The following is a 25,473-nucleotide window of genomic DNA, read 5'->3' on the forward strand; positions in this document are numbered from 1 at the left end:
GGAACGAGTCCGGGCCGACCACCGCGGGGCTAGGTGCCCTCCCTCTCCTGCTCGGCGAGGCGCCGCGCCACGGGCTTGGGGGTCAGGGAGTCGTGGGCGCGCACGTAGCCGTAGAGCCATCTCCATCCGCCCAGGAACACCAGAAGGAAGGCCCCGGTCATCACCGCCCAGGAGGCCATGGCGGTCACGTCGTCGAATGCGGATGCCACCTGGCGCAGCACGGTCCAGACCACCCAGCTGATCCCCACGACGATGAGTCCCTCGGGCAGCGCCATCTCCAGGTGATCGGGGCGGGAGCGTCGCACGAGCCAGGTCACGCCCCAGGCGACGAGGAGGGCTACACCCGCCTGCCACAGGGAGGCGGGCACCTCCTCCAGGCTGCGGGTGGAGGCGGCACCGAACAGGGCCACGAGGGCCGCCGCCGCCAGGTCGGCGGGAACCACCAGCCACCAGCGCGTCCGTCTTCCTCGGGTCCAGGGGCAGTCCGCCCCGTCGGGAAGAGCCGGGGTGAAGGAGACCGTTCTGCGCGGGGCGGGGCGATCGTGCCCGTCAGCGCTCACAGCTCCCAGACGGCGTCCGCCGTCGCCGCTTCCAGCGGGCCGGAGTAGACGGCTGCGGCCTCCTTGAGGGGCACGGCCGGATCCGTCCAGGGCTGGATGTGGGTGAGGACCAGGTGCCCCGCGCCGGCCTGGGCGGCGAGCTCGCCGGCGCGACGCCCCGTCATGTGCATGCCGCCCACGGTGTCGCGGCCCTCGACGAAGGCCGCCTCGGCCAGGAGGAGGTCCACTCCTTGAGCCATGTCGCTGATCGTCTGGCAGATGTCCGTGTCCCCGGTGAAGGCCAGGCTGACCCGACGGGAGGGGTCCTCCTCGCTGGGACCCTCGATCCGGTAGCCGTAGGCCTCCACGGGGTGGAGCGCCTCGAAGGGGGAGATCACCAGGGGGCCAACGCTGTAGGACCTGCCGGGCACGGCGGTGACGAAGCCGAACTCCGTGGCGTAGCGCTCACTGGGCGGGACGCCGTCGACCCCCTGGAGACGCTCCAGCAGCTCCGAGGGCCCCAGGCAGGCCACCGGCCCGAGAGCCCCGGTGGGCAGCCAGCGTCGGTAGACGTGCATGCCCACCAGGTCCACCATGTGATCGGCGTGGCAGTGGGAGATCGCAATGGCGTCGAGCTCGGCGGGATCGAGGTGGCGCAGCAGCTGGCCCATCGACCCCGGCCCGAGGTCCAGCACGATCGAATAGGTGCGCACCGCGCCGTCGGCGTCGACTCCTTCGGCCTGCACCAGGTAGGAGGAGGCCGAGGACTGGGGGCCCGACATGGAGCCGGAGCAGCCGATAATCGTGAGTCTCATGCAGATCCTTGGTGGGAGGTGGGAGGTGAGGGAGGGTGGGGCGGCCCGGCAGGGGCGCCGGCTGCCCCAGGGGCGAAGGCGACATGCTCAACGGCGGTGACCTCGGGGCCCAGGAAGCGCCGGGCCAGGACGGAGAAGGCCTCCGGGTCGCCGGTGGAGGCGAAGTCATGGCGTGGTTCGGGGGCCTCCGGCCCGCGCAGAAGGTTCTTGCCGGCCAGTGCCCGGTAGACGTCCTTGGCGGTCTCGTCCGAGGAGGTCACCAGGGTCACGTCTCGCCCCATGACATAGGAGATCGGCCCCACCAGCAACGGGTAGTGGGTGCAGCCGAGGATGAGGGTGTCCACACCGGCGGCCTTGATGGGGGCCAAATACTCCTCGGCGACGTCGAGTACCTCGGGGCCGGTGGTCACCCCCCGCTCGGCCAGCTCGACGAAGCGCGGGCAGGCCTGTGAGACGAGCTCGACGCCGGGAACGGCCTGGAGGGCATCGTCGTAGGCGCGCGAGTCGACCGTCCCACGGGTGGCGATCAGCCCCACCTTGCCGTTGCGGGTCACTCGGGCCGCGGTACGTGCCGCCGGGTGGATGACCTCGATGACCGGAACTCCCCGTCCCAGGGTGTAGCGCTCCCGCGCATCGTGCAGGACGGCCGCCGAGGCGGTGTTGCAGGCGATGACGAGCAGCTTGACCCCTCGGTCCACGAGCTCGTCCATGATGCCCAGAGCCAGCGACCGGACCTCGGCGATGTCCCTGGGACCGTAGGGACTGTTGGCCGTGTCCCCGATGTAGAGCACCTGCTCATGGGGCAGCTGGTCGAGGACAGAACGGGCGACGGTGAGGCCACCGACCCCAGAGTCGAACATCCCGATCGGAGCATCATTCACACCGCGAGACTATGCGGGCCCTGTGCCCCCGAACAGCGCGGATACCAGTGATTCCTGCCACCAGGTGACCATGTCGTAGACGAGCGCCGTCCCCCGGTACCACTGCTCGCGAGAGGTCTCCTCCTCGGGGGCCTCCTGGAAGGCGGCTGCGTGAACGTGCTCGGCGTCCTGAGCCGACTCGATGCCCAGACGCTGGGCCAGCACGAGCCGGATGTCATTGCTCGCCCCCAGCCAGTCGGACTCCTGGCCCGGGGCCACGAGCACCGTTCCCTCAGGGCCCGACGGCGCCCGCAGCTCGGCGGCCAGGCGCGCCAGGCGGTCGACCTTGTCGCCCCGCAGGCGCGCACGAGTCAGGCTGCTGACCTCCATCGAGGTGATGGGATCCTCCGAGGCCTGCGGGAGCAGGACAGCGATAACGGGGTCCGCGCTCGGGCGGCCGGCATGGACGTGGTTGGTCGGCGCATCGAGGTCGAAGTCCAGGGCCTCCAGGACCTCACGATCCCGCTCGCTCTCCCCCGGGCGGACCGGGTCGGGACGCGACGGCGAGGAGGTCTCGGACTGGCCAGCCCCCTGGGGAGCATCCGCTTGGAGAAGGGCCCTCACCTCCAGGGCCAGCCTGGCCAGGAGCTCGCGCTCCCAGTCGTCAAGACCGCAGGCCAGCCCCTCTGGGACGCGGCGGAAGGCTCGCATCAGCGCCCTCCTGAAGAGTCGTCAGCACCGGCGTCGTCACCCACGGGCTCGATGGTGGCGCGCAGGCCGTATCCGTGCATCGCCGTGACATCGACCTCCATGCGCTCGCGGGCTCCTCGGGAGACCACGGCGCGGCCGGTGGTGTGCACCTGCATCATCCGGGCCTCGGCCACAGGCAGCGAGAAACCGAAGTAGGAGTGGAACACCCAGGTCACATAGCTCATCGTGTTGACCGGGTCGTCGTGGACCACGGTGCACCACAGGCGCTGGGCACGGACGCGCGACTCCTCCAGGATCTCCGGTTCAGCAACGGGCAACGAGGTGCTCATACCACCAGGGTAGCGGTGAGCCGCGATAGGTTGTTCCCGTGAACAGCTACGCACCCTCTGCCGATTCCGCCGCCGCCTCCATGGACGTGTCCATGGCCTCCACCTCCCTGCTGACCGACATGTACGAGCTCACGATGCTGCAAGGAGCACTGGCATCGGGGGCCGCCTCACGGCGCAGCGTCTTCGAGCTCTTCGGCCGCAGGCTCCCCGGGTCACGCCGCTTCGGTGTGGTGGCGGGCACTGGTCGGCTGCTGGACGCCATCGAGGCCTTCACGTTCACCCCCGCCCAGATCGACTTCCTGCACCGCACCGGGGTCGTCAACGACGAGACCCTGGACTTCCTGCGCGACTACCGCTTCTCCGGGACGATCCGCGGCTACGCCGAGGGCGAGTGCTACTTCGCCGGCTCCCCGCTGCTGACCGTGGAGGGCACCTTCGCCGAGGCCTGCATCCTGGAGACCCTGGCCCTGTCGATCTACAACTACGACTGCGCCGTCGCCGCAGCCGCCTCCCGTATGACCATTGCCGCCCACGGGCGCCCCTGCGTGGACTTCGGGGCGCGCCGGGCCCACGAGCAGGCAGCCGTCGCCGCGGCCAGGGCCTCGGTCGTCGGCGGTTTCGTGGGAACGAGCAACCTGGAGGCGGGGCTCCTCTACGGCATTCCCACTGTGGGGACCTCGGCCCACTCCTTCACCCTCCTGCACGACACCGAGGAGGAGGCCTTCGCGGCGCAGGTGGCCAGCCTCGGACCGAGCACCACGATCCTGGTGGACACCTATGACATCGCCACCGGCGTAGAGCGGGCCGTCAAGGCGGCCCGTGCCGCGGGCGGTGAGCTCGGGGCGGTGCGCCTGGACTCCGGCGACCTGGTGGCTGAGGCCTTCAAGGTGCGCGCCCAGCTCGACGCCATGGGGGCGACCTCGACGAGAATCACCGTCACCAACGACCTCGATGAGCACGCCATCGCGGCACTGGGGGCGGCCCCCGTGGACTCCTACGGCGTGGGCACCAAGCTCGTGACGGGCTCGGGGCGCCCGACTGCGGCGCTCGTCTACAAGCTGGTGGAGCGCGAGGGCGCCGACGGCACCATGGAGGAGGTCGCCAAGTTCTCCTCGGGCGGCAAGTCAACCGTGGGTGGCCGCAAGTGGGCCGGCCGCATCCTCAGCTCCGAGGGCACGGCCGCCGAGGAGCTGGTGGTCGCCTCCAGCTCGCAGGACGAGGGGATGTCGGCGTTGAGCCAGGCCGGTGCCAGGCCGCTTCAGGTGCTCCTGGTCGATGAGGGCCGGATCATCGAGGAGCACCGCGGCAAGGAGGCCTTGAGCGCCGCGGCGGAGCGGCACCGGGCGTCGCGCGCCGAGCTCCCCTACGACGCCTGGCGTCTGAGCGACGGCGAGTCGGCGCTGCCGACCCGTCACATCGACCTCGACGGGCGAGGCGCCACCCGACGCTGACCGGCGGCCAGGGGCGCATCCCGCCCCTGGCCGGCGCTCCTTGTCAACGTTATCGGCGTTATCAGCGTTGTCGGCGTTGTGTCCTCAGCCTTATCAGCACTGTCAGCGCTTGCCGACGAACCAGCGCCGCAGGGTCTGGATGCGCTTCTCGATCTCCTCGGTGGAGGCCGCCGCGACCTCCGGTCCCCCGCACACGCGCCTGAGCTCGTTGTGGACGACGCCGTGGGGCTGGCTCGAGCGGCGGGCCCAGGCGGCCACCAGCTGGGAGAGCTCCTTACGGGCCGCTGCCCGCCGCCGGGCGTCGTCGACGCCTGAGTTCTTCCGCCTCTGCGCCTCGGCGGCGGCCTGCTTCTTCTGGGAGGCGATCTGCTTGTCCTGGCGCTGGCGCAGCAGGGCGGTCACCTGCTCGGGCTCCAGCAGACCGGGCAGCCCCAGGTACTCCTGCTCCTCGATACTGCCCACCATGGCGCCGGTGCCGAACTCGCCGCCGTCGAAGAGCACGCGGTCGAACTCGGCCTGGCTGTCCATGGCCTCGAAGCCCGGCAGCAGCTCGGCCGAGGCGTTCTCAGTCTTGTTGGCCTCGGCGAGGAGCCGGTCCTCGGGGCTGAACAGGGCGTCCTCCTGCGCCGCCGAGTCGGGGCGGCTCAGGACATGGTCGCGGGCCACCTCCATCTCCCCGGCCAGAGCCAGCAGCGGCGTGACCGAGGGGAGGAACACCGAGGCGGTCTCACCCCTCGCCCGCGAGCGCACGAAGCGCCCCACGGCCTGGGCGAAGAAGAGCGGGGTGGAGGTAGAGGTGGCGTAGACGCCCACGGCCAGGCGGGGCACATCCACTCCCTCGGAGACCATGCGCACGGCCACCAGCCAGCGGTCGGTCGAGGCGGAGAAGGCCTCGATGCGGCTGGAGGCGCCGTTGTCGTCGGAGAGGACCACGGTGGGGGCCTCGCCGGTGATGGCGCGCAGCTGCTTGGCGTAGGCGCGAGCCTTGGCCTGGTCGGAGGCGATGACGAGGGCTCCGGCGTCGGGGACCTGGCGACGCACCTCGGTCAGGCGCTGGTCGGCGGCGGCCAGGACCGCGGGGATCCACTCCCCCGCCGGGTCGAGCGCGGTGCGCCAGGCCTGGGACTCCAGGTCCTTGGTGAGGGGCTCGCCCAGGCGCGCCGCGACCTCGTCGCCGGCCTTGGTGCGCCACCGCATCTGCCCCGAGTAGGACATGAACATCACCGGGCGCACGACTCCGTCGCGCAGGGCGTCGGAGTAGCCGTAGGAGTAGTCCGCCTGGGAGCGTTTCGCCCCGGAGGCGTCCTCCTTGTACCGCACGAAGGGGATCGGGGAGGTGTCGGAGCGGAAGGGCGTTCCAGTCAGGGCCAGTCGCCTCCGTGCCGGAGTGAAGGCCTCCCGGATCGCGTCACCCCAGCTCAGGGCGTCTCCCCCGTGGTGGATCTCGTCGAGGATGACCAGGGTGCGGGCCTGATCGGTGCGGGCGCGGTGCAGGTTGGCGTTGGCGGCCACCTGGGCGTAGGTCAGGGCGACGCCGTCGAAGCGCGAGCCGAGTGCCCCTTGGGAGTTGGAGTAGGAGGGGTCGATATGGATGCCGACGCGGGCGGCGGCCTCGGCCCACTGGTACTTGAGGTGCTCAGTGGGGCAGACGATCGTCACCTTGTGGACGTCTCCGGAGCTGAGCAACTCGGTGGCCACCCGCAGCGCGAAGGTCGTCTTGCCGGCCCCGGGGGTGGCCACCGCCAGGAAGTCCTGGGGCATCGTCTCCAGGTACTGCCCGAGCGCAGCGGCCTGCCAGGCGCGCAGTGAACCTGCTGTTCCCCAGGCGGCGCGGCGCGGGTAGGCCGGGGAGAGGTTCTGGGCCGCCGACGTCGAGGCTCGCGTCGGGGTGGGATGGGTCGCCTGGCCGCCGCGGGCGGCGTTCACCGACCGCCTCGCCCGAACGGGAAGCGGGGGAAGCGAGGCCCCTTGCCATCGCCGGAGCCCTCCCCGTTGCGCATCTCCTCGTAGATGGACTTGCAGGTGGGGCACACCGGGTACTTCGACGGGTCGCGCCCGGGCGTCCACACCTTGCCGCACAGGGCGACGACGGGACGCCCGGTGACAGCGGCCGCGGCGATCTTGTCCTTGCGGACGTAGTGGGCGAAGCGGTCGGCGTCGCCGTCGTCGGTCGACTGGAGCTCCTCGCGCTCCAGGACAGCCGTACCGACGCCCTGGGTGGGCTCGGCGGCCGGGTCTGTCGGGGCTCCGGGCGATCCGGGATCGGCACTGGCGAGGACGTCTGTCATGCCGCCCAGTGTAGGTCGGACAGCGCGCACCGGCAGTCGCCCGCCCCGCCCCTGTGGGCAGGCTCTCCCTTGAGGAGAGCCTGCGCCGTCGTCAGTGCGTCGAGGTGAGCCGGCTGGCGGCAGCGGCATCGACCAGCACGAGGGCGTCGTCGTGACGCTGCATGACGGTCGCCGGCCACTGGGTGCTGACCTCACCTTCGACGAGCTGGGCGATGGCCTCGGCCTTGCCCTCGCCGGTGGCGATGAGGACCAGCTTGCGGGCCTCCATGATGGTGGCCAGCCCCTGGGTGATGCACTGGGTGGGCACGGCCTCGACGTCGCCGCCGAAGAAGCGAGCGTTGTCCCGGCGGGTCTGCTCGTGGAGCTCGCCCAGGTGCGTGCGCGAGTCGAGGGCGCCGCCGGGCTCGTTGAACCCGATGTGCCCGTCGGAGCCGATGCCGAGGATCTGCAGGTCGCAGTATCCGGCCGCAGACATCTGCGCCTCGTAGTCCCGGCAGGCGGCCTCGAGGTCCTCGCTCAGCGCGTCCGGGCCGTGGAGGGCGCCGGGGCGCATGTCGACACGGGAGCGCAGGTTGGTCTCCATGAAGGTGGCGTAGCGCTCCGGGTGGCCTGCAGGCAGGCCGACGTACTCGTCGAGCATGAATCCAGTGACCTCGGCGAAGCTGAGGCGTCCGGCGGCGCAGCGAGCAGTGAGCTCGTCGTACAGGGGCAGGGGCGAGGAGCCTGTAGCGGTTCCCAGCACGGCTGCCGGTTTGTCCTTGAGCAGCGCCTCGATCTCGTCGGCCGCCCGCTGCGCGATCGCCTGCGCGGAATCCAGAATGACAAGCTGCACGGTGATGTCCTCTCTGACACAACAACTGATGGTATGGGGTGTACGGATCTCTGAGAGCCGCTCATTGAGTGAGCGAGTTTAAAGCAATCCTACCCCGAGCCATCAGAATCAATCACCCCGTTGTGGTGTGACCAGGGCGATCACACCGGCTGGGAGTGTCCCGGCCAGGTGCGGATCGTGGCGAGAACCTGAGGTCCTCGCCGATCCAGCACCCGCCCGCCGAAGACGACTCCGCCCCACAGCAGCAGACCGCACCACACGACCCCCGCGACGAGCGCCACCCAACCCCACACCGGCGCACCTTGGACGACGCCGTAGACCGCCACCCCCAGAACCGGGGAGCACACGGCCAGCAGAAGCAGGATCGCCGCCATCTGAACGAGCGCGGCCAGGAAGGCCGTCCCCGAGGTCCGCGAGCGCATGGGGCTGTCCCCGGGGGCGAGTGTCTCGTAGGGCAGCAGGACGCTGGCGAGGCAGGACCAGGCCAGCGCACAGCCGTAGAGCGCCAGGCAGGCACCGGTGACGGCGGGCAGCGCCTCCCATCGCCCTGTCCACGCGACCATGAGCAGGTCGATGACGACCAGCGCGGGAACCTGCCACACGGCCGCCCCGACCACCCGCCCCAGACGGTCGTGGACCCCACGGATCCCAGCGCTGATATGACTCCACAGGGCGGTGGAGTCCAGGCCGAGGTCATCGTGGATCGCCCACCCCATGAAGACGGCCAGGGCGGGTGCCATGAACAGCAGCGGGGCCGGCGCGTGCCCGAGGGCGAAGCTGGTGTCCACCGGCTGGCCGTTGACACCGGCGGAGAACCGACTGGAGTTGAGAGCAGGACCCAGAACGATCACAACGGGAAGGAGCATGGCGGACAGGAACTGAACCAGGTACCTGGGATCGGTGCGCCAGTAGCGCAGGCTGCGGGCCGCCACGGCGGCGGCGGGCGCGGGCAGGGCGGCGCCGAGCCTGCGGGCCCATGGCAGCACGTCGGGCAGGCCCTGATTCCGCGCGTCGGAGTCCGCACTACCGGCTGCGTAGGCCCGCGTCCGGGTGTGCGACGTCCCCGGAGAGGTCATCACCTTGCCCACCACGCGCTGCCACAGGGGCAGCAGGATCACGGGGAGGATCCATGCTCCGACCGCCAATGCCAGTGCCGGCAGCACGGAGCCGGCGGACATGAGGCCAGGGGCCGCGAAGGCCCACCCGAAGGGGCTCAGGCCCATGACCTTGGCCAGGGTCCGGAGCTGTTGAAGAAAGCCGGTGGGATCGTCCCCGAGGATCCGGGGGATGAGATTCGGTGCCTGCGTCACCACCAAGAAGGCGACAAAGGCGATGATCGCCGTCGTCTCACGCCCACGGCGCGAGGAGGAGATGCCTGCGGCCGTCACGATGATCCGGGACAGCAGGACGCAGGCGGCCAGGGCGGCCGGAGCGCACAGCAGCGCCAGGAGCGCCGCCGCGAGCTGGCCCGCCAGCAGCCAGGTGAGAACCGGGATGAGGCAGACGGCAGCCGTGATGCAACCGGGGATCCCCAGGGCGCCGGCGGCCACCAGGCCGAGCGCCAGACCTCTGGACGGAGCGGCCCAGGCCGCCATGGCGCGGGGGTCCAGGGTGGAGTCGACCCCGGTGACGAGCAGTGGCACCACGGCCCAACCGGCCACCAGCAGCGCCCCGAGAGCCCCGAGAACCAGCCCGATGACGTCAGGGGAGGCCTTGAGCCCCAGTCCGACGGCGCCGGCCAGCACCATGACGAGCGCCCCGATACCGTAGAGGGCCCCGAACACGGTCCCGATGATGGCCCAGATGTTCTTGGTCAGCGCGTTGACGGTCAGGCGCCACTTCAGCTTGACGAGGGTCGCAACCACGACAGCCCCTCCGTTCGCACGTGGCCCCCCACCAGCTCGGTGAAGCGCTGCTCAAGGTCCGCGCCGGCGGCGACCTGCTCCGTCGTGCCTGCGGCGACGACCCGGCCGGCATTGATGATGGCCACGTGGTCGCACAGGCGCTGCACCGTGGCCATGACGTGGCTGGAGATGACCACCGTGCCGCCGGCGGCGGCGTAGTCCCGCAGGATCGCCTGGATCGTCTGGGCGGAGATCGGGTCGACGGCCTCGAAGGGCTCGTCCAGGACCAGGATGGAGGGCGAGTGCACCATGGCGCAGGCCAGGTGGATCTTCTTGCGCATGCCCGCCGAGTAGTCGGCGACCAGGGTGGTTCCGGCGTCCCACAGCCCCAGTACCTTGACCAGCTCGGTCGCCCGGGGCACGACGACGTCGCGCTCGAGCCCACGCAGGAGTCCGGAGTAGGTGACGAGCTCAAGACCGTTGAGACGGTCGAAGGTGCGCAGCCCGTCGGGCAGGACCCCCAGAAGGGTCTTGGCCCGCTGAGGCTGCGTCCACACGTCGACGCCATGAACGAGTACCTGACCGGCGTCGGGTCGCAGCAGGCCGGTGGCCATCGACAGGCTGGTCGTCTTGCCCGCTCCGTTGGGCCCGACGATGCCGTAGAAGCTGGATACGGGAATGTCGAGGCTCAACCGATCCACCGCGACTTTGCGATCGAAGGCCTTGACCAGCCCCCTCATCTGAAGTGCTGGAACGGAGGCAGGAGCGGGCGAGGCCCCGGCCAGTGCGGCAACCGCGTCTGTGCCGTCGGGCGAGTTCACCGCGAATGTGGAAGCAGACATGTTTCCACTGTAAAAGCCTTATCCTATTCAGCCCTCCGCCGCAGGGAGGAGATCACTGATCCCGACATCCTCCTGGAGAACCGCCCTGAGCTTCATCAGCCCGATGAGGAGGGAACCGCTGGAGAACACGATTCGGCCCGTTGCCACGCCTCGACTGGGCGGCAACGGGCCGGAATCAGGACATCAGGGGCGCGGCCCCACGTATCACTCGGCGACAGCCTTCTTCAGCGAGGAGCCGACGGTGACCTTGACACCGTAGCCGGCGGGAATCTGAATCTCCTCACCGGTGCGGGGGTTGCGGCCAGTGCGTGCGGCACGCTCGACGCGCTCGATACCCATGAGGCCGGTGATCTTCACGGCCTCACCCTTGGCGACGTTCTCAACGAGGACATCCTGGAAGGCTCCCAGGAAGGCGTCGGCGTCGGTCTTGGTCAGGCCGGCCTTCTCGGCGATGGCGGCGATGAGCTCGGTGCGGTTGACGGACATGTCTTCCCTCTCGATCGTGGACGGACACCCTTGTGTGGTGCCACTTCTGGCAACGCTACGCATAAAACCTTGGGTTTGTCAGGTCAGACCGGAGTGTCGCGCTGGGTAGCGAGTAACAATTCGCACATTTGCGCCACAACAGTCACATCCGTCACACACGGAGCGAGTCGCGGAACGGCGCCGTTTCCTTGCGCCCTTCCGCTCATTCCTTCCACAGGGCGCCGGGCAGCGCGCTGGCGAACCACGAGGTGATGGTCGTCGGGTGGGTGATGGCGGTTCCGACGACGACGGCGAAGGCGCCGTGCTCCATGGCGGCGGCCGCCTGCGCGGGCGTGTGGACCCTGCCCTCCACCACCAGCGGGACCTCCGCGATGCCGGCGACCTGGTCGACGAGCTCGAGGTCGGGCCCGTCGGTCTTGGGACGCTCCCCGGTGTAGCCGGCCAGGGTGGTCCCCAGGATGTCCACTCCCGCGTCCTGTGCGGCCTTGGCGTCATCCAGGGAGCCGCAGTCGGCCATGATGAGGACCTCGGGACGGGCCGCTCGCAGCCCCTCGACGGTCTGGGCCAGGCTCAGCCCGTCGGGGCGGGGGCGCCGGGTGCCGTCCAGTGCCACGATCTGGCTTCCGGTGGCGGCCACGGCGATGGCGTGGGTGAGGGTCGGGGTGATGAAGACGCCGTCGTGCCCGTCCTTCCACAGGCCGATGACGGGGACGTCGACGTGCTGGCAGATGAGGGCCAGGTCCGCCAGTCCTTGTGCACGGATGCCGACGGCGCCGCCGGCGACGCAGGCCTGGGCCACCTGGTCCATGGTGCGGGGGTCGCGCATGGGCTCGCCCGGGTAGGCCTGGGCGGAGGCGATGAGCCCTCCCCTGAGGCGTTCCAGGACGGGGTGGTCCCCCGCCGTGGCGCCCTGCACCTGCGTTGACGGCTGTGAAGATGACTGCTCGGTCATAGGTGTGTCCTGTCTGATGGTGCCCAAGCCCGGCGGCTAGGGGCGATGGTTGTCGTTGCTGGCGGCCAGGGCGAGGGCACCGCGAGCCGCGCCGACGATCGGCGCGGTGGTCCCCAGGGTGGCGGGAAGGATCTTGATGGGAGCCAGGGGGTCGATGATCTCTGCGGCGAAGGTCTGCCGCAGGGGCTCCCACCACAGGTCACCGGCGCGGGCCAGGCCACCGGAGACGACGACGACGTCGGGGTCGATCACGGTGACCAGTCCTGCCAGGGCTCTGCCCAGGCAGGCGGCCGAGTCGCGGTAGACCTCCGCAGCGATGTCGTCCCCGGCAGCGGCGCGCTCCTCGACCCCGCGGGCGTCGGGAACGTCGGGGTCTCCGCCCTTGGCCAGGTAGCGGCGGTGGATCTGGGGCCCGGCGGTGATGCCCTCCAGGTGCCCCGTCCTGCCGCAGGTGCAGGGTTCGCCCTGAGCCCCGGGGACGGGGACGTGGGCGATCTCGCCGGCCACGTGGTGAGCGCCCCTGCGGGTTCGCCCCTCGAAAACGAGGGCGCCGCCGACCCCGGTGCCCACCGCCACCATGAGGACCACCTCGGCCCCGGTACCGGCACCGAGCCAGGCCTCTCCGGCGGCGTAGGCGTCGACGTCGTTCTCGACGTGGATCGGCAGCTCACCCAGCCCCTGGGCGGCGAGCCGCTCGCGAACTCCGGCGGCGACCTGCGTGCCGGCCCATCCGGTGATGGCGTCAGTGGCCGACAGGATGGTCCCTCGCTCGACGTCGACGACGCCGGCGGTGCCGATCCCGACCGCCGTGATCGCCGCGGCCTTGCCGGGTTCCTGGTGCGTTCCGGTCTCGACGACCGTCGCGATCAGGCCGCTGATGGCATTGAGCATGGCGGTGGGGCCCTCGTGAGCCGGGGTCGGGCAGGAGCTCACCGGTCCTTGCAGGGTCCCTCCGGAGTCGACCAGTGCGGCGGCCATCTTGGTGCCGCCCAGGTCGAGTCCGACGACGAGCGGGGCGCGACCGGACGACGATGATGATGGGGCAAGGGGTGTGGATGGGAGGACATCCTGACTCATGACGCTCTCCGACGGGATGTTGGGCGCTGGCGCACCGGGGTGAGAAATGGATGAGGGGCGGCCGCAGGAGGCCGCCTGGTGCGAGGCTCTAGGCCTCGCCGCTGCCACGGCGGCTGCATGTCCGGATCGGTCGGTGCCGCGACCACCGGCCATGCAGCCGCCGGGACGTCAGATGAGGCCCTGAGCCTTGACGATCTCCAGGACCCGCTCCTTGGTCTCGCCCTCGAGCGCCTTGACGGGGAAGGCCATCTCGTTGGTGGCGATGATCCCGATCGCCTCCATGGCGGTCTTGAAGGCGCCGATGCCGGTCGCGTCGGCCGAGCGGCCCTGGGGTACGAAGACGATCTCGAAGCCGGCGCAGACCTCGTCCTGGAGGCGGCGCACCTCGTCCCACGCCCCGTCGCGGGAGGCCTTCCACATCTCGGCGTAGCGGACCGGGTCCACGTTGCCGTATCCGGGGACGAGGCCGTCGGCACCCAGCAGCAGCATGCCGTCGACGACGCACTCGTGGCCGGTCAGAAGGGCCAGGGGGTGGCCCACGGCCTCATTGGCGGCCACCAGCCTGCGGAAGGCGACGTCGTTGCCGGAGGAGTCCTTGACGCCGGCCAGGACACCCTCCTTGCCCAACTCGACGAGCAGCTCGCAACCGAGCTTCGCGCCGCCGAGGCGCACGGGGACGTCGTAGGCGAAGACGGGGACGTCGATGGCCGCGGCGATGGCGCGGAAGTGAGCCTTGATCTCCTCGGCATCGTTGAGCGCGTAGAACGGGCAGGTGGCCACGATCGCCTCGGCGCCCAGGGCGGCTGCCCGACGAGCCTGGTCAATGACCCGGTGGGCGGTGGTGTCGATGGCACCGGCGAGCACCGGGACGCGTCCTGCCGCGGTCTTGACGACCCGCTCGATGACGGCGTCGCGCTGGGCGTCAGTGAGGTAAGCGACCTCTCCGGAGGACCCCAGGGCGAACAGGCCGTTGACACCACCGGCGATGAGGTGCTCGACGACCTTGTCCAGACTGTCGAAGTCAACCTCGCCCGCAGCGGTGAAAGGGGTGACGACCGGCGGGATGACGCCGGTGAAACGGTTGTCCATTGTGGTGACTCTCTTCATTGAAAGGATATCGGACGTCTGACATCTGACGTCACGAGACATTGTTGCAGATGCTCCCGGTTGGCGCCACCCCGGGGCCCGGGTCTCCTAGCGACCGTATGTACCGGTGAGGGGCGGACCCGGGTGGGTCCACCCCTCACCATGAGGCGACGGCACCTCCGGCCGCGGCCGGAGCCGGCTACTCAGACATCAAGCAGCGAGGGCACTGCCGACAGCAGAGTGCGCGTGTACTCCTCCTGAGGATTGTTGAAGATCTCCTCAGTGGTGTTGAGCTCGAGGATCTTGCCGAAGTACATGACGGCGATCCGGTCCGAGACGTAACGCACCGTGTTGATGTCGTGACTGATGAACACCAGCCCCAGTCCCAAGGAGGCCTTGAGGTCCTGGAGGAGGTTGAGCACCTGGGCGCGCACCGAGACGTCCAGTGCGGAGGTGGGCTCGTCGGCCACGATGATGTCGGGGTCCAGGGCGAGCGCTCGGGCGATGGCGACGCGCTGGCGCTGACCACCGGAGATCTGCCGAGGCAGCACGTTGAGTGCGCTGGGGGGCAGCCCGACCAGGTGGAGCAGGTCGCGCACCTTGGCCTCACGCTCCTTGGGCGACCCGATTCCGTGGACGTTGAGCGGGTCGATGAGCGCGTCGTGCACGATCATGCGCGGGTTGAGGGCCGTGGCCGGGTCCTGGAAGACCACCGAGATGCTGCGCCCCAGATCGCGACGGTCCGAGGCCGAGCGCCCCAAGGGACGACCCTTGAAGATGACCTCACCGGAGGTGACCGGCTGCAGCCCCACCATGACTCGGGCCGTGGTGGACTTGCCGCAACCCGACTCCCCCACGAGTCCCAGAGTCTCTCCGCGCTTGACGCTCAGCGAGACGTCGTTGACCGCGTGAACCGTGTCCGGGTGGAACAGGCCACCGGTACGGGACTTGTGGATGACATTGACGTTCCTGAGCTCGACGACCGGCTGGTCCTCGCTCCATGAGGACGATGCAGACGTGTTGGGCGACATCAGTGCTTCTCCTTAGCGAGCAGAGCCTCGAGCTCGGGGGTGATGGCGTAGCTGTGCTCCGTCGTGCCCGGCACGGGCTTGAGCACCGGACGGGTCTCAAGTCCGACCGTCGGGTGGGACGATCGCGGAGCGAACCGGTCGCCCTTGACGAACTCGCTGGGTGAGGGGACGACCCCTCGCACCTGGTGGAGTCGCTTGGAGCCGGACTCGATGGAGAGCACCGCGCCGAGAAGGCCCCGGGTGTACTCGTGAACCGGGTTGGCCAGCAGCTCGCTGGTGGGCGCCTGCTCAACCACCTGGCCCGCGTACATCACGGTGATCCGGTGGGCCAGCTTGGCCACGAGGGCCAGGTCGTGCGAGACGAAGACCATCGCGAAGCCGAGCTTCTCGCGCAGCTCGTTGAGCAGGTCGATGACCTGCTTCTGAACGGTCACGTCCAGCGCGGTCGTCGGCTCGTCGGCCAGGACCAGGGAGGGGTCTCGGGTCAGCGCCATGGCGATGAGGACACGCTGACGCTGACCGCCGGAGAGCTCGTGCGGGTAGCTGCGCAGCGTGCGCTTGGGGTCGAGCCCCACCAGCTCGAGCAGCTCGGCGGCACTGCGGGTGCCTCCGCGCGCGCTCAGCTGGGCCATCTGGGTGCGGATGAGCATGGAGGGGTTCAGTGAGGACAGAGCGTCCTGGTAGACCATGCTCATCTCGTGACCACGCAGCGCGTTATGCTCAGCCGGCGTCATCTCAAGGATGTTGCGTCCCTTGAAGATGATCTCGCCGGAGATCCGGGCCGAGGGAGGCAGCAGCCCCATGACGGCCATCGAGCTGATGGACTTGCCGCAGCCAGACTCGCCCACCAGGCCCATGGTCTCGCCGGGACGCACGGAGAAGGACACGCCATCGACGATGTTGACCTCACCGTGCTGCTCAGGGAAGGCGATCGTGAGGTTCTTGACCTCCAGAACCGGGTCCTCGCCGGTGTCCTCGTAAACCAGGCGGTCCCGCCGGGCGAGCTCGGCCACCCGCAGGGAGCCGAGCCGCTCGGACAGGGGAACGTCCTCTGTCGCAGGAGCGACGACGCCGGTCAGCGTGCTCAGCCCGTTCGTGGCGTCGTCCCCGTCAGCGACGGAGGCGTTGGCGACCACCGCCTCAGCGGCGTCGTCCCAGGCGTTCAGGGTTTCCTGGGCCTCCATGGCCTCCTCATCGGCCTGGACGTCGGGCTTGGCCTTGATGCGCGGAGAGGCCATCGCATCAGTGAGCCCCTCGGACAGGATGTTGAGGCACAGGGTGGTGATGAGGATGAGCAGGCCCGGGAAGAAGGTCGGCCACCAGTGGCCCGACAGAAGCAGCTCCTTGCCCTCAGAGAGCATGTTGCCCCAGGTCGGGGTGTTGACGGATTTGATGCCGGCACCGATGAAGGACAGCGAGGCCTCGAAGACGATCGCGTCGGCCACCAGGACGGTCGCGAAGACCATGATGGGGGCGATGCAGTTGCGGGCCACGTGCTTGAGGAGGATCCACGGCACCGGGGCACCCATCACCTTGGAGGCGGCCACATAGTCCTCGCCGAACTGGGCGATGATGTTGGCGCGCACCACGCGGGTGAGCTGGGGGATGTAGAGGATGCCGATGGAGACGATGATGACCGGCAGCATCGGCAGGCGGGTCGACATCGCCGAGACGAGGACGGCCGCCAGAGCGATGCCGGGGAAGGACATGACGACGTCCAGCACGCGCATGAGGGTCTCAGCGATCCACTTGCGGGAGGTGGCGGCGACGGCACCGAGGACCGAGGCCACCAGGAGGGCCAGACCGGTGGCCGTCAGGCCGACGACCAGCGAGACCCTGGAGCCGTAGACGGCGCGGGAGAAGATGTCGCGGCCTGTGGCATCGGTGCCGAACAGGTGCGACATCGAGGGGGCCACGGAGAGGTCGCTGGTGGTCAGGTTGCCGGCGCCCTCAATATTGGCGGTCGACTTGGCCACTGCGAGGCCGGTCGCATTGGGAGAGTATGGGGCGACGACGGGGGCCAGGATGGCGATGAGAGCGATGAGGCCGAGCACGACGACAGCGATCTTGGAACCCAGGGGAAGCGCCTTCCAGCCCTGAAAGCGCGTCCCGGGCTTGGAGGCCTTGTCCAGTGTGGAGCGGTGCAGCATCAGATGCTCCTGATTCGTGGGTTGACGAGGACGTAGAGCATGTCAACAACAATGTTGATGATGATGAAGGCCAGTGCCACCGTGATGGAGACTCCCTGAACGACGTTCACGTCATTACGGGTGATGCCCTCGAAGATGAGCTTGCCCATGCCCTGGATGTTGAAGATCATCTCGATGACGACGGCACCTCCCATGGCGTAGCCGAAGCGCAGACCCAGCACGGTCAGCGGCGTGATGAGCGCGTTGCGCAGCACGTTGCGAGCCACGACGACGTTCCTGGGGACGCCGCCGCCGATGGCGGTGCGCACGTAGTCGCGGTCGAGCTCCTCGACCATGGCGGTACGCACCACGCGGGTCAGTGAGCCGGCATTGGGCACCGCGATGGCCAGGGCCGGCAGGAAGATCTGATTGACATAGGCAGCAGGATCCTCGTCAAGAGGCACCCATTCGGCAACCACCGCCGGGAAGGTGCCCGTACCGCCCGGGACCGTGGAGAACCACTGAATGAGAAGCAGGGCGAGCCAGAAGGACGGGGTGGCGAGGCACGCGATGGAGATGACGCGGATGACCTGGTCCTGCCACTTGTCGCGATAGAGGGCCGCAGTGATGCCCAGGACCGTGGCCACGATGACGGCGGCGAAGATTCCGATGAAGGTCAGCTGAAGCGTGATGGGGAAGGCCTCGGCAACCCGCTGAGAGGTATCAACTCCGGTGAAGGAGGTGCCGAGGTCTCCGTGGACCAGGCCCAGGAGGTAGTCCCAGTACCGCTGAAGAAGGGGATCGTTGAGGTGGTGGGCGGCTCGGTACTGCTCGAGGGCGTCTGGCGTGGCCGACTCACCCAGCGCGAGACGCGCCGGGTCTGCCGAGGAGAACGACATGACGACGAAGACGAGCAGCGTCACGCCCAGCACCATGACCGGCAGCGCGACCAGGCGCCGTCCGATCAGGCGGATGAGGTTGGACACTGAAATGCTCCTTTGCGTTAGCGTCCTGCCGCCTTAGGAGGGGCGGCTGGGTGACGTGGCGGCCGCAAGGTCGACCGCCACCCCAATTGTCTGATGTCTGACGTCAGATCGCAAGTCCGTTACTTTCGCCTCGAACACACTGACGCCGCGAGCGCAACGCGGGCGGCGCGGCACCTTCCAGTGGTAGCCACACCGCCCGTGCGCGATTCTCAGGACTTGGTCGACCCCGTCCCCACGAAGGACAGGGCAGTCAGCTTGATCGGCTGGAAGTCCTTGAGGGTCGAGGAGTTGTAGGCAATCGGGCTCTTGCGGTGGAAGATCGGATAGAGGGGAACCTCCTCCGAGATCTTGTCGAAGGTCTCCTGCCACTTGGCGATCTGCTTGTCACCCTCGAGCTTGGCCCCCTCCTCGAGCAGTGCATAGATCGCCTTCTGCCCCTCCGAGCCCTTCCAGTGCATGCGATTCTCGATCCACGTAGACGTGTCGTACCACCAGCGCATGAGCAGGTCCCCATCTTCACCGAAGACCGAGGGATCCCCGGGCGCGATGACGACGTCCCACGCGTTCGCCCCATCCTTGGACTCAATGAAGTTATACAAATCGGACGACTTCTTCTCGTCATAGGTGACCGTCACCCCGAGGGCCTCGAGGTTCTCCCGAATGACGGGACGCACCCCGGAGAACCAGCCGTGGTCCGAGCACAGCATCCTGATGCTGGTGATCCCCGCCTCAGCCAGGAGTGCCTTGGCCTTGTCGAGATCCTTGGAGTAGACCGTCTTGGCCTTCTTGTACGCGGGGTGCCCCTCCTGGACGAAGCACGTTGCCGGCGTCGCCAGCCCGGCCATGGCGTCCTTGCAGATCTTGTCGTAGTCCAGGGCGTAGAGCACCGCCTGACGGGCCTTGACGTTGGAGAAGGTGGTGTTGTTGAACATGGCGAAGAGCAGACTGAATCCCTGCAGCGCCGAGACCTTGATCGGCTCCGTGAATGTCGGCAGGTTGGCCGCCGGAACAGCGTCGATGGCCTGCACGGAGCCAGAGGTCATCGCGTTGGTGCGGGTGGTGTCATCAGGCATGATGTTCCACTTCATGGTCTTGACCAGCGCCGGGTACGGACCGTTGTAGTGGTCATTGCGCTCGAACACGATGACCTGCTTCGCCGCACCGTTGTCCGTCATCTTGTAGGGCCCGCTGCCGACGGGGTTGTACGTGAAGTTCTTGGGGTCAGCCTCGACAACCGCCTTGGGGACGATCTTGACGACGCTGAGACGCTCAGGCAGGAGCACGAAGGCGTGCTTGAGCTTGAAGGTGACGGTACTGGCATCCTTGGCCTCCACCTTGTCGATGAAGGGAAGGAAGTTCGAGTACGGCGGCAGCTTCTTAAGCAGGATTCGCTCGAAGGAGTAGACGACGTCCTCAGAGGTCACGGCCGAGCCGTTGGAGAACTTCGCATCCTTGCGCAGCGTCACCTCGTAGGTGGTGTCGTCGATCTTCTTGGGCATCTCCGCCGCCAGAGCCGCGTACACCTTACGGGTCGCCGGGTGAATATCGGTGAGCCCCTCCATGGTGTGCCAGTTGGCCGCAATCGTGAGAGCGGAGCTGGTCGTCGCGGGGTCGTAGCCGTTGGTGCCCAGCTCATAGGAGATGCCCGCCGTGATGACACCGTCCTTGTTCGCCGCCTTACCCCCCTTGCCGCACGCCGCCACACTGGCCGCAAGGCCGGCAGCCACACCCAGGGTGCCGGTCAGCCTGATGAAGTTGCGGCGGCTGGTACCCGCCGGAGTTGTGATCGCCATTGATTCTCTCCTGATGTCTGACGTCTTATGTCTGACGTTGGTAGGATGACTGTAGCAGAAGTCAGGGCGTCCAGACCACTCACGACCTCGCAGGCAAGGCGTTCGCGAACTGCCGCCCCACCGCTGGGGCGAGTCGTTCGACGAGCGGAATCACATCGTAGTGACCAACAATGATTGACAGAGCAAGAACCGTGGCCGACACCAAGAAGAGCAGCACCATGAACAGAGCCTCCACGCCGCAAGCAACCACCACCACAGGAAAAGAGATGAACCTCACGTCCGCAGTCGATGAGCCGATCATCCCTCATGGCCCCTACTCCACACTGATGGCGTCGCCCACTACCCAGGCGGAAGCCACGATGGCGGAGATCAAGAACTACATCCTGCGCTCCGGTCTGCAGATGGGTGACGCGTTGCCCACGGAGTCCCAGCTGTGCACCGACCTAGGAGTATCCCGCTCCTCCGTGCGCGAAGCCGTCCGCACCCTCGTCGCCCTCGACATCGTCGAAGTACGCCACGGACACGGCATGTTCGTCGGCCAAGTCTCCATGCGCCCCATGGTCGAGTCCCTCATCTTCAAAGGCCTCCTCAACCCCGGAGACGACCACCGCGGACTACGCGACATCGTCGAAGTACGCATCACCCTCGACAACGCCCTGGCCGAACCCGTCACCCACGCCTGGCACAACCGCCACGACCCCGAGCTCAACACCCTCGTCGACAACATCGAGCACCTCGCCTCCCAAGGCAAGCTCTTCACCGACCAGGACCGCTGCTTCCACACCCGCCTGCTCCAACCCCTCGACAACCACCTCTACCTCCACCTCACCGAAGCCTTCTGGGCCATCCACACCCTCACCGTCCCCCTCCTGGACGCCCCCAAGCTCGAAGACCTCACCAGCACCGCCAAAGCCCACCGAGCCATGCTCCAAGCCGCCCACGCCGGAGACACCCCCGCCTACCGCAAAGCCATCACCGACCACTACGCCCCACTCCTCGCCGTCCTCACCTAAGACAACCCAGCGGAGAACTCCTCCGTCAGGGCCGGATAGGTGCCGGCCTGCGCCACGGCCACGACATTGAGGCGCGGGTCCTCCGGACGAAGCAGCCTGTCCATCCACAGATCGCGCGCCGCCGTCAGCCCCTGCGCGAGCCAACGCGCGTTGACGAACTCCATGGCGTGAGTGCCCCCGGGATAGACGTGCAGCTCGGCATCTCCGCCATCGCGCCACACCCTGGAGGCGAAGGCGACGTCCTCGTCCCGGAAGACCTCCGCGGAGGCCACCGAGATGAACAGCGGCGGCAGCCCGCCCAGCCAGGGGGCACGGGCGGGGGCCTCATAGGGGGTGACCGATTCCGTGCCTCGCCGCTCCCCCAGCGCCGCGTCCCAGGCGACGTTGTTGTACGCCGTCGGCCAGGTGCCGTCGTCCGGGTACTGACGCGCCGAGACCGATCCCTGCCAGTGCGGCATGCCGGTGCGGTCATCCAGCATGGGGTAGTCCAGAAGCCCGCCGAGAACGGCCGGCCCTCGCCTGTCTCGCGCCATGAGCAGCGTGCCGGCGCTCAGCCCGCCCCCGGCACTCGGCCCGACGACGATGACGCGCTCCGGATCAGCACCGAGCTCCCCGGCGTGCTCGACCGCCCAGCACAGCGTGGTGTAGCAGTCCTCGACGCCGGCCGGTGCTGGATCCTCGGGAGCCAGACGGTACTCGGGGCTGACGATGACGCCCCCGTACCGCCGCAGCCACGGGACAACGGTCGACAGACCATTGAAACGGCAACCCATCACCAGCCCTCCCCCGTGCAGGGAGAGGAACAGGGGGCCGGGGCGGCCCACGCAGGCGCCCTGGGCGCTTCGTGCAACCGCAGCGGGAAGCGTCGTCCCGTTCTGACGAAGGACGTCAACGTCCTCCAGGTCGATGTCGGGGTGCCTGAGCTGAAAACTTGCCCGGACCTCGTCAGCCGGTGCGCGCCAGCTCGGAATGGCCTGCACCGTCATGGTCCCGAAGACGCCGAGCGGCTCGATACGCTCGAGCAGGGCGGCGGTGGCACTGTCGTAGGCAGGACGGGCGGGGAGCTCCTCATGCGTGCGAGACATGCCGCAACTGTTGCACTGTGAGCGCTATAGCAGCAAGCCGCTCACAATCGGTCACTGACCTGCGGTACCAAGCCCCACTTCCGACAGCCGCCCGACGATGGACTCCCTCGAAGGCTTCCTCCCTCAGCACTGCAGCTGCTCGAAGCCTTGAGAACGCACGGGTGAGTGCGGTTCGACATTCACCAGCGTAAATGAACCAAAAGTCGGACAATGGGGCCATGCAGATCTCCCGCGGTGTCATGTCCGGCCTCACCACCACCCCGATGACTCAGTCATCCACGGCGATGGCCGAGATCAAGAACTACATCCTCACCAAGGGTCTGCATCCTGGTGACGCGTTGCCCACGGAGTCCCAGCTGTGCACCGACCTAGGAGTATCCCGCTCCTCCGTGCGCGAAGCCGTCCGCACCCTCGTCGCCCTCGACATCGTCGAAGTACGCCACGGACACGGCATGTTCGTCGGCCAAGTCTCCATGCGCCCCATGGTCGAGTCCCTCATCTTCAAAGGCCTCCTCAACCCCGGAGACGACCACCGCGGACTACGCGACATCGTCGAAGTACGCATCACCCTCGACAACGCCCTGGCCGAACCCGTCACCCACGCCTGGCACAACCGCCACGACCCCGAGCTCAACACCCTCGTCGACAACATCGAGCACCTCGCCTCCCAAGGCAAGCTCTTCACCGACCAGGACCGCTGCTTCCACACCCGCCTGCTCCAACCCCTCGACAACCACCTCTACCTCCACCTCACCGAAGCCTTCTGGGCCATCCACACCCTCACCGTCCCCCTCCTGGACGCCCCCAAGCTCGAAGACCTCACCAGCACCGCCAAAGCCCACCGAGCCATGCTCCAAGCCGCCCACGCCGGAGACACCCCCGCCTACCGCAAAGCCATCACCGACCACTACGCCCCACTCCTCGCCGTCCTCACCTGAGCCACCCGGCGCAGGGCCCTGGCGCCCGGGGCGCTGTCATAACCCGACAGTACGGAGCCCCCACCACCTGCGAAGGGTGGTGGGGGGGCTCCGTACTGCGTTCCTGAACGGTGTGCTCACCTGGTATCGCTACCGGGCACTGACAAGCGTCCTTCAATGGGAACTCATGCACTGGTGGAGCTCACGGGGTACGTGTCGAACTCGTCCTAGCATTTGATCACTTGCTGCTGGTGGCGCCGACAGCATCAACGAGCCAGTAATGATTACCAGCATACGCATCAGGTTTGACCAGAATACGATAAGTCTCTACTCACTAGGGGTGTTTGATGAGGTTGATGATGGCGAGAGCGGTACGACGCTAGCCGAGGGTGACGCGTTGCAGGGCCTTGAAGTGCTTGGGCATGCCCTTTGCCCTCTCTACAAGGGGAACGTAGGGAGATGTGCAGATGGTTGTAGGTGGTATCGTCGGGGCTGGTGCTTTCTAGGGGCGTGAGCACACCGATGCCAGCGCCGGTGTGGCACTTACCCACAGAGTCTTCAGCCCCTGGGAGGCGACCTTCGCACAGGGCGGATAGCGCATGGGCGCGCGGCGGTGAGGCATGGGGCGAGCCCGACTCGACCAGCGAAACCCACACTGGCAAGCCGATAGAGTCGGTCGAACTTGGACGATTCCCCCGGATGCCTTGTGCTTACACGAGCGCCGCGAGTGATTTCCTCTTTGTGTGCGGACCGCACCCTTGTCAGAACGGATCAGGGTGACGCCCAGCCATGCCAAGGGCTCACCCCGCTGGTGCTGCTGGTTGATGACCTCGGTCAGGTCCGGGGAACGGGAGGCGTCTGCGTCCAGGGCCTCGTGAAGGCAGGAGCAGGCGGTTGCCGGGTACACATGCGGGTGGCATACTAAGGCGGCCACACCGGTGGCCTTGATCAGCCAGCGCAGCATCATGGCCTGGGCCCACCGGGTGGCGACATGCCGACAGAACCGGGCGTCATGAGCACAGCGGTCAGCCGATAGCCGCCGCACCACCGGCAGACGGAACATTGAGGCGGTATCATGAACGGTAAGCGGAGCCTTCTAAGTTCGGTCGAACCCCAACTGACACAAAGCTCCGCGTGCGCCGCCTATGGCACACCCACCTTCCCACACGATCCCAACGATTTACACCCGTAACCCCTCGCCCCGGATGGGATGGGGATGAATTATACTTAGCCTGAGGTAGGGCCAAGAACCAGCAAGGATGTGAAATGTATGACTGGAAGTCAAATTACTACAGACACCGAAGTCTCAGCTGCTTCCTTTGCGCTACCCGATGATCCTGATTGGCGATCAACAGCTCTGGACACTATGCGCACCTGGGCGGGGGACGACTCTCAAATCAAAGTCGTGAGCGTACATCGACTCGATCACATGTTAGCGATCTGCCAAACGGCGGATGGCCTTCGATTCGCGAAAACGTACGCGCAGGAGGCCGTGCACGCGATGAGAAATGAGTTTGCAACCTACTCGCGCTTCAATGGACTCCCTATCGTGCCACGCATGCATCTCGCCGACGCTGAGGCGCGATTACTAGTCACCGACTACGTCTCCGGTGGACGGTTGAGCGAACTCCGTGGCGCTGTTCTTGAAGCTGCCCTAGCAGCGGTGCCCGCCCTATACTCTTCCTTGTCCACCGGCCCCCCCGGTCGTGCGCCTAAGCATCGTGAGTATCCTCTTGCTTGGCGAGAGTTAGAGGGGAGGACTGACAGTCGGGGCCTTCCGCCCCCGAGTGTGGTGTTGCCCATCGTCTCCACATTGCCCGCGCATGCCATTCATCGGGACTTTCAGCCGTCGAACATTCTAATCGGAGACGACGGACCGGTGGCGATTGACTTTGAATCGTTTGGACTCGACGTGCCCGCGATGGATGTGGTTCGTCTCGCCTACAATCCTGCCCTCCGAATCAGCTGGAACACACGAGGTGCGCTAGCTGCTGATATGCTTGATCGTTTTGCTTATGAACATGAAGTGTTAGCTATTTCCCCCCGTCAGCTCGCCGCGTGCTGCGTAATATGGGCGGTGTCCTGCGCTGCATACTTCACCCGTGTCTTGGTCGACCAACCACAGGTGACAAGTCATTCACCGGAGGTACCGATGCTCTCCATAGAGCCACTGAGAATGGCGGTGCGTCTATGGAACCAATTATGAGGGAAGAGGAATCCTGCCGATTCCGGCCACCTCCGTCCGGTCGACAGGTGACTTGGGAGGTCACGCGATTCTGCAACTTGATCTGTGACCATTGCTGCAATTACTCGGGCCCTGACGTCGACCGCCTGACTCATGACGCTTAGTGTGCCGGGGGTGGGGTGCTCAGGGCGGTGAGGATGTCGTTGGCGGCGTCGGTCAGAC

General features: G+C 67.6%; 24 protein-coding genes. 4 read left to right on the top strand and 20 right to left on the bottom strand.

All coding sequences use genetic code 11. The features are described 5' to 3' along the window. Positions 1-29: 29 nt before the first annotated feature. From AB7V09_RS05730 to clpS, 5 genes are read right to left on the bottom strand one after another with little or no spacing between them, the layout of a single operon-like run. Positions 30-560 carry a DUF3054 domain-containing protein gene (locus AB7V09_RS05730; protein ID WP_256699585.1) on the bottom strand — a complete coding sequence of 177 codons (531 nt, stop codon included), beginning with the start codon at positions 558-560 and terminating at the stop codon, positions 30-32. Next, on the bottom strand, positions 557-1,354 hold the full coding sequence (locus AB7V09_RS05735) for an MBL fold metallo-hydrolase (RefSeq protein WP_419143192.1): 798 nt from the start codon (positions 1,352-1,354) through the stop codon (positions 557-559). The genes AB7V09_RS05730 and AB7V09_RS05735 overlap by 4 nt, the downstream gene beginning before the upstream one ends. Beyond that, positions 1,351-2,214 (bottom strand): glutamate racemase, encoded by an 864-nt coding sequence (gene murI, locus AB7V09_RS05740; RefSeq protein WP_043537597.1) that lies wholly within the window; start codon positions 2,212-2,214, stop codon positions 1,351-1,353. Before murI ends, AB7V09_RS05735 begins: the two co-directional genes overlap by 4 nt. A 30-nt stretch (positions 2,215-2,244) precedes the next feature. After that, positions 2,245-2,925, bottom strand: coding sequence for a DUF2017 family protein (locus AB7V09_RS05745; protein ID WP_419143193.1), 681 nt, complete (start codon positions 2,923-2,925; stop codon positions 2,245-2,247). Next, positions 2,925-3,254, bottom strand: a complete 330-nt coding sequence (gene clpS, locus AB7V09_RS05750; protein WP_009747364.1) for an ATP-dependent Clp protease adapter ClpS — start codon at positions 3,252-3,254, stop codon at positions 2,925-2,927. The genes AB7V09_RS05745 and clpS overlap by 1 nt, the downstream gene beginning before the upstream one ends. Before the next feature lie 80 nt (positions 3,255-3,334). Here clpS and AB7V09_RS05755 point away from each other — a divergent pair, with 80 nt between their 5' ends. After that, positions 3,335-4,705, top strand: coding sequence for a nicotinate phosphoribosyltransferase (locus AB7V09_RS05755; protein ID WP_419143203.1), 1,371 nt, complete (start codon positions 3,335-3,337; stop codon positions 4,703-4,705). Between the two features lie 102 nt (positions 4,706-4,807). Here the strand turns inward: AB7V09_RS05755 and AB7V09_RS05760 are convergent, their stop codons facing one another. From AB7V09_RS05760 to AB7V09_RS05825, 14 genes are all read right to left on the bottom strand, one after another. Beyond that, positions 4,808-6,631 (bottom strand): DEAD/DEAH box helicase, encoded by a 1,824-nt coding sequence (locus AB7V09_RS05760; RefSeq protein WP_075379566.1) that lies wholly within the window; start codon positions 6,629-6,631, stop codon positions 4,808-4,810. Beyond that, positions 6,628-6,993, bottom strand: a complete 366-nt coding sequence (locus AB7V09_RS05765) for a DUF3039 domain-containing protein (RefSeq protein ID WP_004565276.1) — start codon at positions 6,991-6,993, stop codon at positions 6,628-6,630. Before AB7V09_RS05765 ends, AB7V09_RS05760 begins: the two co-directional genes overlap by 4 nt. Before the next feature lie 91 nt (positions 6,994-7,084). Further along, positions 7,085-7,825 carry a glucosamine-6-phosphate deaminase gene (gene nagB, locus AB7V09_RS05770; RefSeq protein ID WP_419143194.1) on the bottom strand — a complete coding sequence of 247 codons (741 nt, stop codon included), beginning with the start codon at positions 7,823-7,825 and terminating at the stop codon, positions 7,085-7,087. 140 nt (positions 7,826-7,965) lie between these two features. Further along, the gene (locus AB7V09_RS05775) at positions 7,966-9,690 is read right to left on the bottom strand and encodes a transporter (RefSeq protein ID WP_075414983.1); all 1,725 of its coding nucleotides are present in this window, start codon (positions 9,688-9,690) and stop codon (positions 7,966-7,968) included. Beyond that, positions 9,666-10,511, bottom strand: a complete 846-nt coding sequence (locus AB7V09_RS05780) for an ABC transporter ATP-binding protein (RefSeq protein WP_075414982.1) — start codon at positions 10,509-10,511, stop codon at positions 9,666-9,668. The genes AB7V09_RS05775 and AB7V09_RS05780 overlap by 25 nt, the downstream gene beginning before the upstream one ends. Before the next feature lie 204 nt (positions 10,512-10,715). Next, positions 10,716-10,997, bottom strand: a complete 282-nt coding sequence (locus AB7V09_RS05785) for an HU family DNA-binding protein (protein WP_003783064.1) — start codon at positions 10,995-10,997, stop codon at positions 10,716-10,718. 202 nt (positions 10,998-11,199) lie between these two features. Then, complete coding sequence (locus AB7V09_RS05790; RefSeq protein WP_009405665.1) at positions 11,200-11,949, bottom strand: N-acetylmannosamine-6-phosphate 2-epimerase; 750 nt, start codon at positions 11,947-11,949, stop codon at positions 11,200-11,202. Between the two features lie 36 nt (positions 11,950-11,985). Beyond that, positions 11,986-13,026 carry an ROK family protein gene (locus tag AB7V09_RS05795; RefSeq protein ID WP_075414981.1) on the bottom strand — a complete coding sequence of 347 codons (1,041 nt, stop codon included), beginning with the start codon at positions 13,024-13,026 and terminating at the stop codon, positions 11,986-11,988. 168 nt (positions 13,027-13,194) lie between these two features. Further along, entirely contained in the window at positions 13,195-14,115 is a 921-nt protein-coding gene (locus AB7V09_RS05800; protein ID WP_419143195.1) for a dihydrodipicolinate synthase family protein, read from the bottom strand. Positions 14,116-14,315: 200 nt separating this feature from the next. Then, positions 14,316-15,143: an ATP-binding cassette domain-containing protein gene (locus AB7V09_RS05805; RefSeq protein ID WP_004565287.1), complete on the bottom strand. Its 828-nt coding sequence runs from the start codon at positions 15,141-15,143 to the stop codon at positions 14,316-14,318. Then, a complete protein-coding gene (locus tag AB7V09_RS05810) occupies positions 15,143-17,293 on the bottom strand; it encodes a dipeptide/oligopeptide/nickel ABC transporter permease/ATP-binding protein (protein WP_419143196.1) in 2,151 nt (716 codons plus the stop codon). The genes AB7V09_RS05805 and AB7V09_RS05810 overlap by 1 nt, the downstream gene beginning before the upstream one ends. Continuing rightward, the gene (locus AB7V09_RS05815; protein ID WP_075414978.1) at positions 17,293-18,258 is read right to left on the bottom strand and encodes an ABC transporter permease; all 966 of its coding nucleotides are present in this window, start codon (positions 18,256-18,258) and stop codon (positions 17,293-17,295) included. The genes AB7V09_RS05810 and AB7V09_RS05815 overlap by 1 nt, the downstream gene beginning before the upstream one ends. A 209-nt stretch (positions 18,259-18,467) precedes the next feature. Then, entirely contained in the window at positions 18,468-20,051 is a 1,584-nt protein-coding gene (locus AB7V09_RS05820) for an ABC transporter substrate-binding protein (RefSeq protein WP_419143197.1), read from the bottom strand. 79 nt (positions 20,052-20,130) lie between these two features. Continuing rightward, positions 20,131-20,328, bottom strand: coding sequence for a hypothetical protein (locus tag AB7V09_RS05825; RefSeq protein ID WP_175284664.1), 198 nt, complete (start codon positions 20,326-20,328; stop codon positions 20,131-20,133). Here AB7V09_RS05825 and AB7V09_RS05830 point away from each other — a divergent pair. Continuing rightward, positions 20,318-21,064, top strand: coding sequence for a FadR/GntR family transcriptional regulator (locus AB7V09_RS05830; protein WP_279015306.1), 747 nt, complete (start codon positions 20,318-20,320; stop codon positions 21,062-21,064). The two genes, AB7V09_RS05825 and AB7V09_RS05830, sit on opposite strands and share 11 nt — an antisense overlap. On the opposite strand, the gene AB7V09_RS05835 is transcribed toward AB7V09_RS05830, so the two are convergent. Then, entirely contained in the window at positions 21,061-22,149 is a 1,089-nt protein-coding gene (locus tag AB7V09_RS05835) for an alpha/beta hydrolase (RefSeq protein ID WP_419143198.1), read from the bottom strand. The genes AB7V09_RS05830 and AB7V09_RS05835 overlap by 4 nt on opposite strands. A 218-nt stretch (positions 22,150-22,367) precedes the next feature. On the opposite strand from AB7V09_RS05835, the gene AB7V09_RS05840 reads away from it, so the two are divergent. Together AB7V09_RS05840 and AB7V09_RS05845 are read left to right on the top strand one after the other, a co-directional pair. After that, positions 22,368-23,087 carry a FadR/GntR family transcriptional regulator gene (locus tag AB7V09_RS05840; protein ID WP_009406019.1) on the top strand — a complete coding sequence of 240 codons (720 nt, stop codon included), beginning with the start codon at positions 22,368-22,370 and terminating at the stop codon, positions 23,085-23,087. A gap of 1,408 nt (positions 23,088-24,495) precedes the next feature. Continuing rightward, complete coding sequence (locus AB7V09_RS05845) at positions 24,496-25,272, top strand: phosphotransferase (protein WP_419143204.1); 777 nt, start codon at positions 24,496-24,498, stop codon at positions 25,270-25,272. The last annotated feature ends 201 nt before the right edge of the window (positions 25,273-25,473 follow it).

The organism is Actinomyces sp. SKVG-SVH-4(1), from assembly GCF_048514265.1.
GTDB lineage: Bacteria > Actinomycetota > Actinomycetes > Actinomycetales > Actinomycetaceae > Actinomyces > Actinomyces oris.

Coding starts and splice junctions, on each gene's coding strand:
- AB7V09_RS05820 (WP_419143197.1), bottom strand. CDS start 20,051: ATGGCGATCACAACTCCGGCGGGTACCAGCCGCCGCAACTTCATCAGG.
- murI (WP_043537597.1), bottom strand. CDS start 2,214: ATGTTCGACTCTGGGGTCGGTGGCCTCACCGTCGCCCGTTCTGTCCTC.
- AB7V09_RS05835 (WP_419143198.1), bottom strand. CDS start 22,149: ATGTCTCGCACGCATGAGGAGCTCCCCGCCCGTCCTGCCTACGACAGT.
- AB7V09_RS05845 (WP_419143204.1), top strand. CDS start 24,496: ATGTTAGCGATCTGCCAAACGGCGGATGGCCTTCGATTCGCGAAAACG.
- AB7V09_RS05795 (WP_075414981.1), bottom strand. CDS start 13,026: ATGAGTCAGGATGTCCTCCCATCCACACCCCTTGCCCCATCATCATCG.
- AB7V09_RS05805 (WP_004565287.1), bottom strand. CDS start 15,143: ATGTCGCCCAACACGTCTGCATCGTCCTCATGGAGCGAGGACCAGCCG.
- AB7V09_RS05830 (WP_279015306.1), top strand. CDS start 20,318: ATGAACCTCACGTCCGCAGTCGATGAGCCGATCATCCCTCATGGCCCC.
- AB7V09_RS05790 (WP_009405665.1), bottom strand. CDS start 11,949: ATGACCGAGCAGTCATCTTCACAGCCGTCAACGCAGGTGCAGGGCGCC.
- AB7V09_RS05785 (WP_003783064.1), bottom strand. CDS start 10,997: ATGTCCGTCAACCGCACCGAGCTCATCGCCGCCATCGCCGAGAAGGCC.
- AB7V09_RS05840 (WP_009406019.1), top strand. CDS start 22,368: ATGCAGATCTCCCGCGGTGTCATGTCCGGCCTCACCACCACCCCGATG.
- clpS (WP_009747364.1), bottom strand. CDS start 3,254: ATGAGCACCTCGTTGCCCGTTGCTGAACCGGAGATCCTGGAGGAGTCG.
- AB7V09_RS05735 (WP_419143192.1), bottom strand. CDS start 1,354: ATGAGACTCACGATTATCGGCTGCTCCGGCTCCATGTCGGGCCCCCAG.
- AB7V09_RS05810 (WP_419143196.1), bottom strand. CDS start 17,293: ATGCTGCACCGCTCCACACTGGACAAGGCCTCCAAGCCCGGGACGCGC.
- AB7V09_RS05780 (WP_075414982.1), bottom strand. CDS start 10,511: ATGTCTGCTTCCACATTCGCGGTGAACTCGCCCGACGGCACAGACGCG.
- AB7V09_RS05800 (WP_419143195.1), bottom strand. CDS start 14,115: ATGGACAACCGTTTCACCGGCGTCATCCCGCCGGTCGTCACCCCTTTC.
- AB7V09_RS05765 (WP_004565276.1), bottom strand. CDS start 6,993: ATGACAGACGTCCTCGCCAGTGCCGATCCCGGATCGCCCGGAGCCCCG.
- AB7V09_RS05755 (WP_419143203.1), top strand. CDS start 3,335: ATGGACGTGTCCATGGCCTCCACCTCCCTGCTGACCGACATGTACGAG.
- AB7V09_RS05745 (WP_419143193.1), bottom strand. CDS start 2,925: ATGCGAGCCTTCCGCCGCGTCCCAGAGGGGCTGGCCTGCGGTCTTGAC.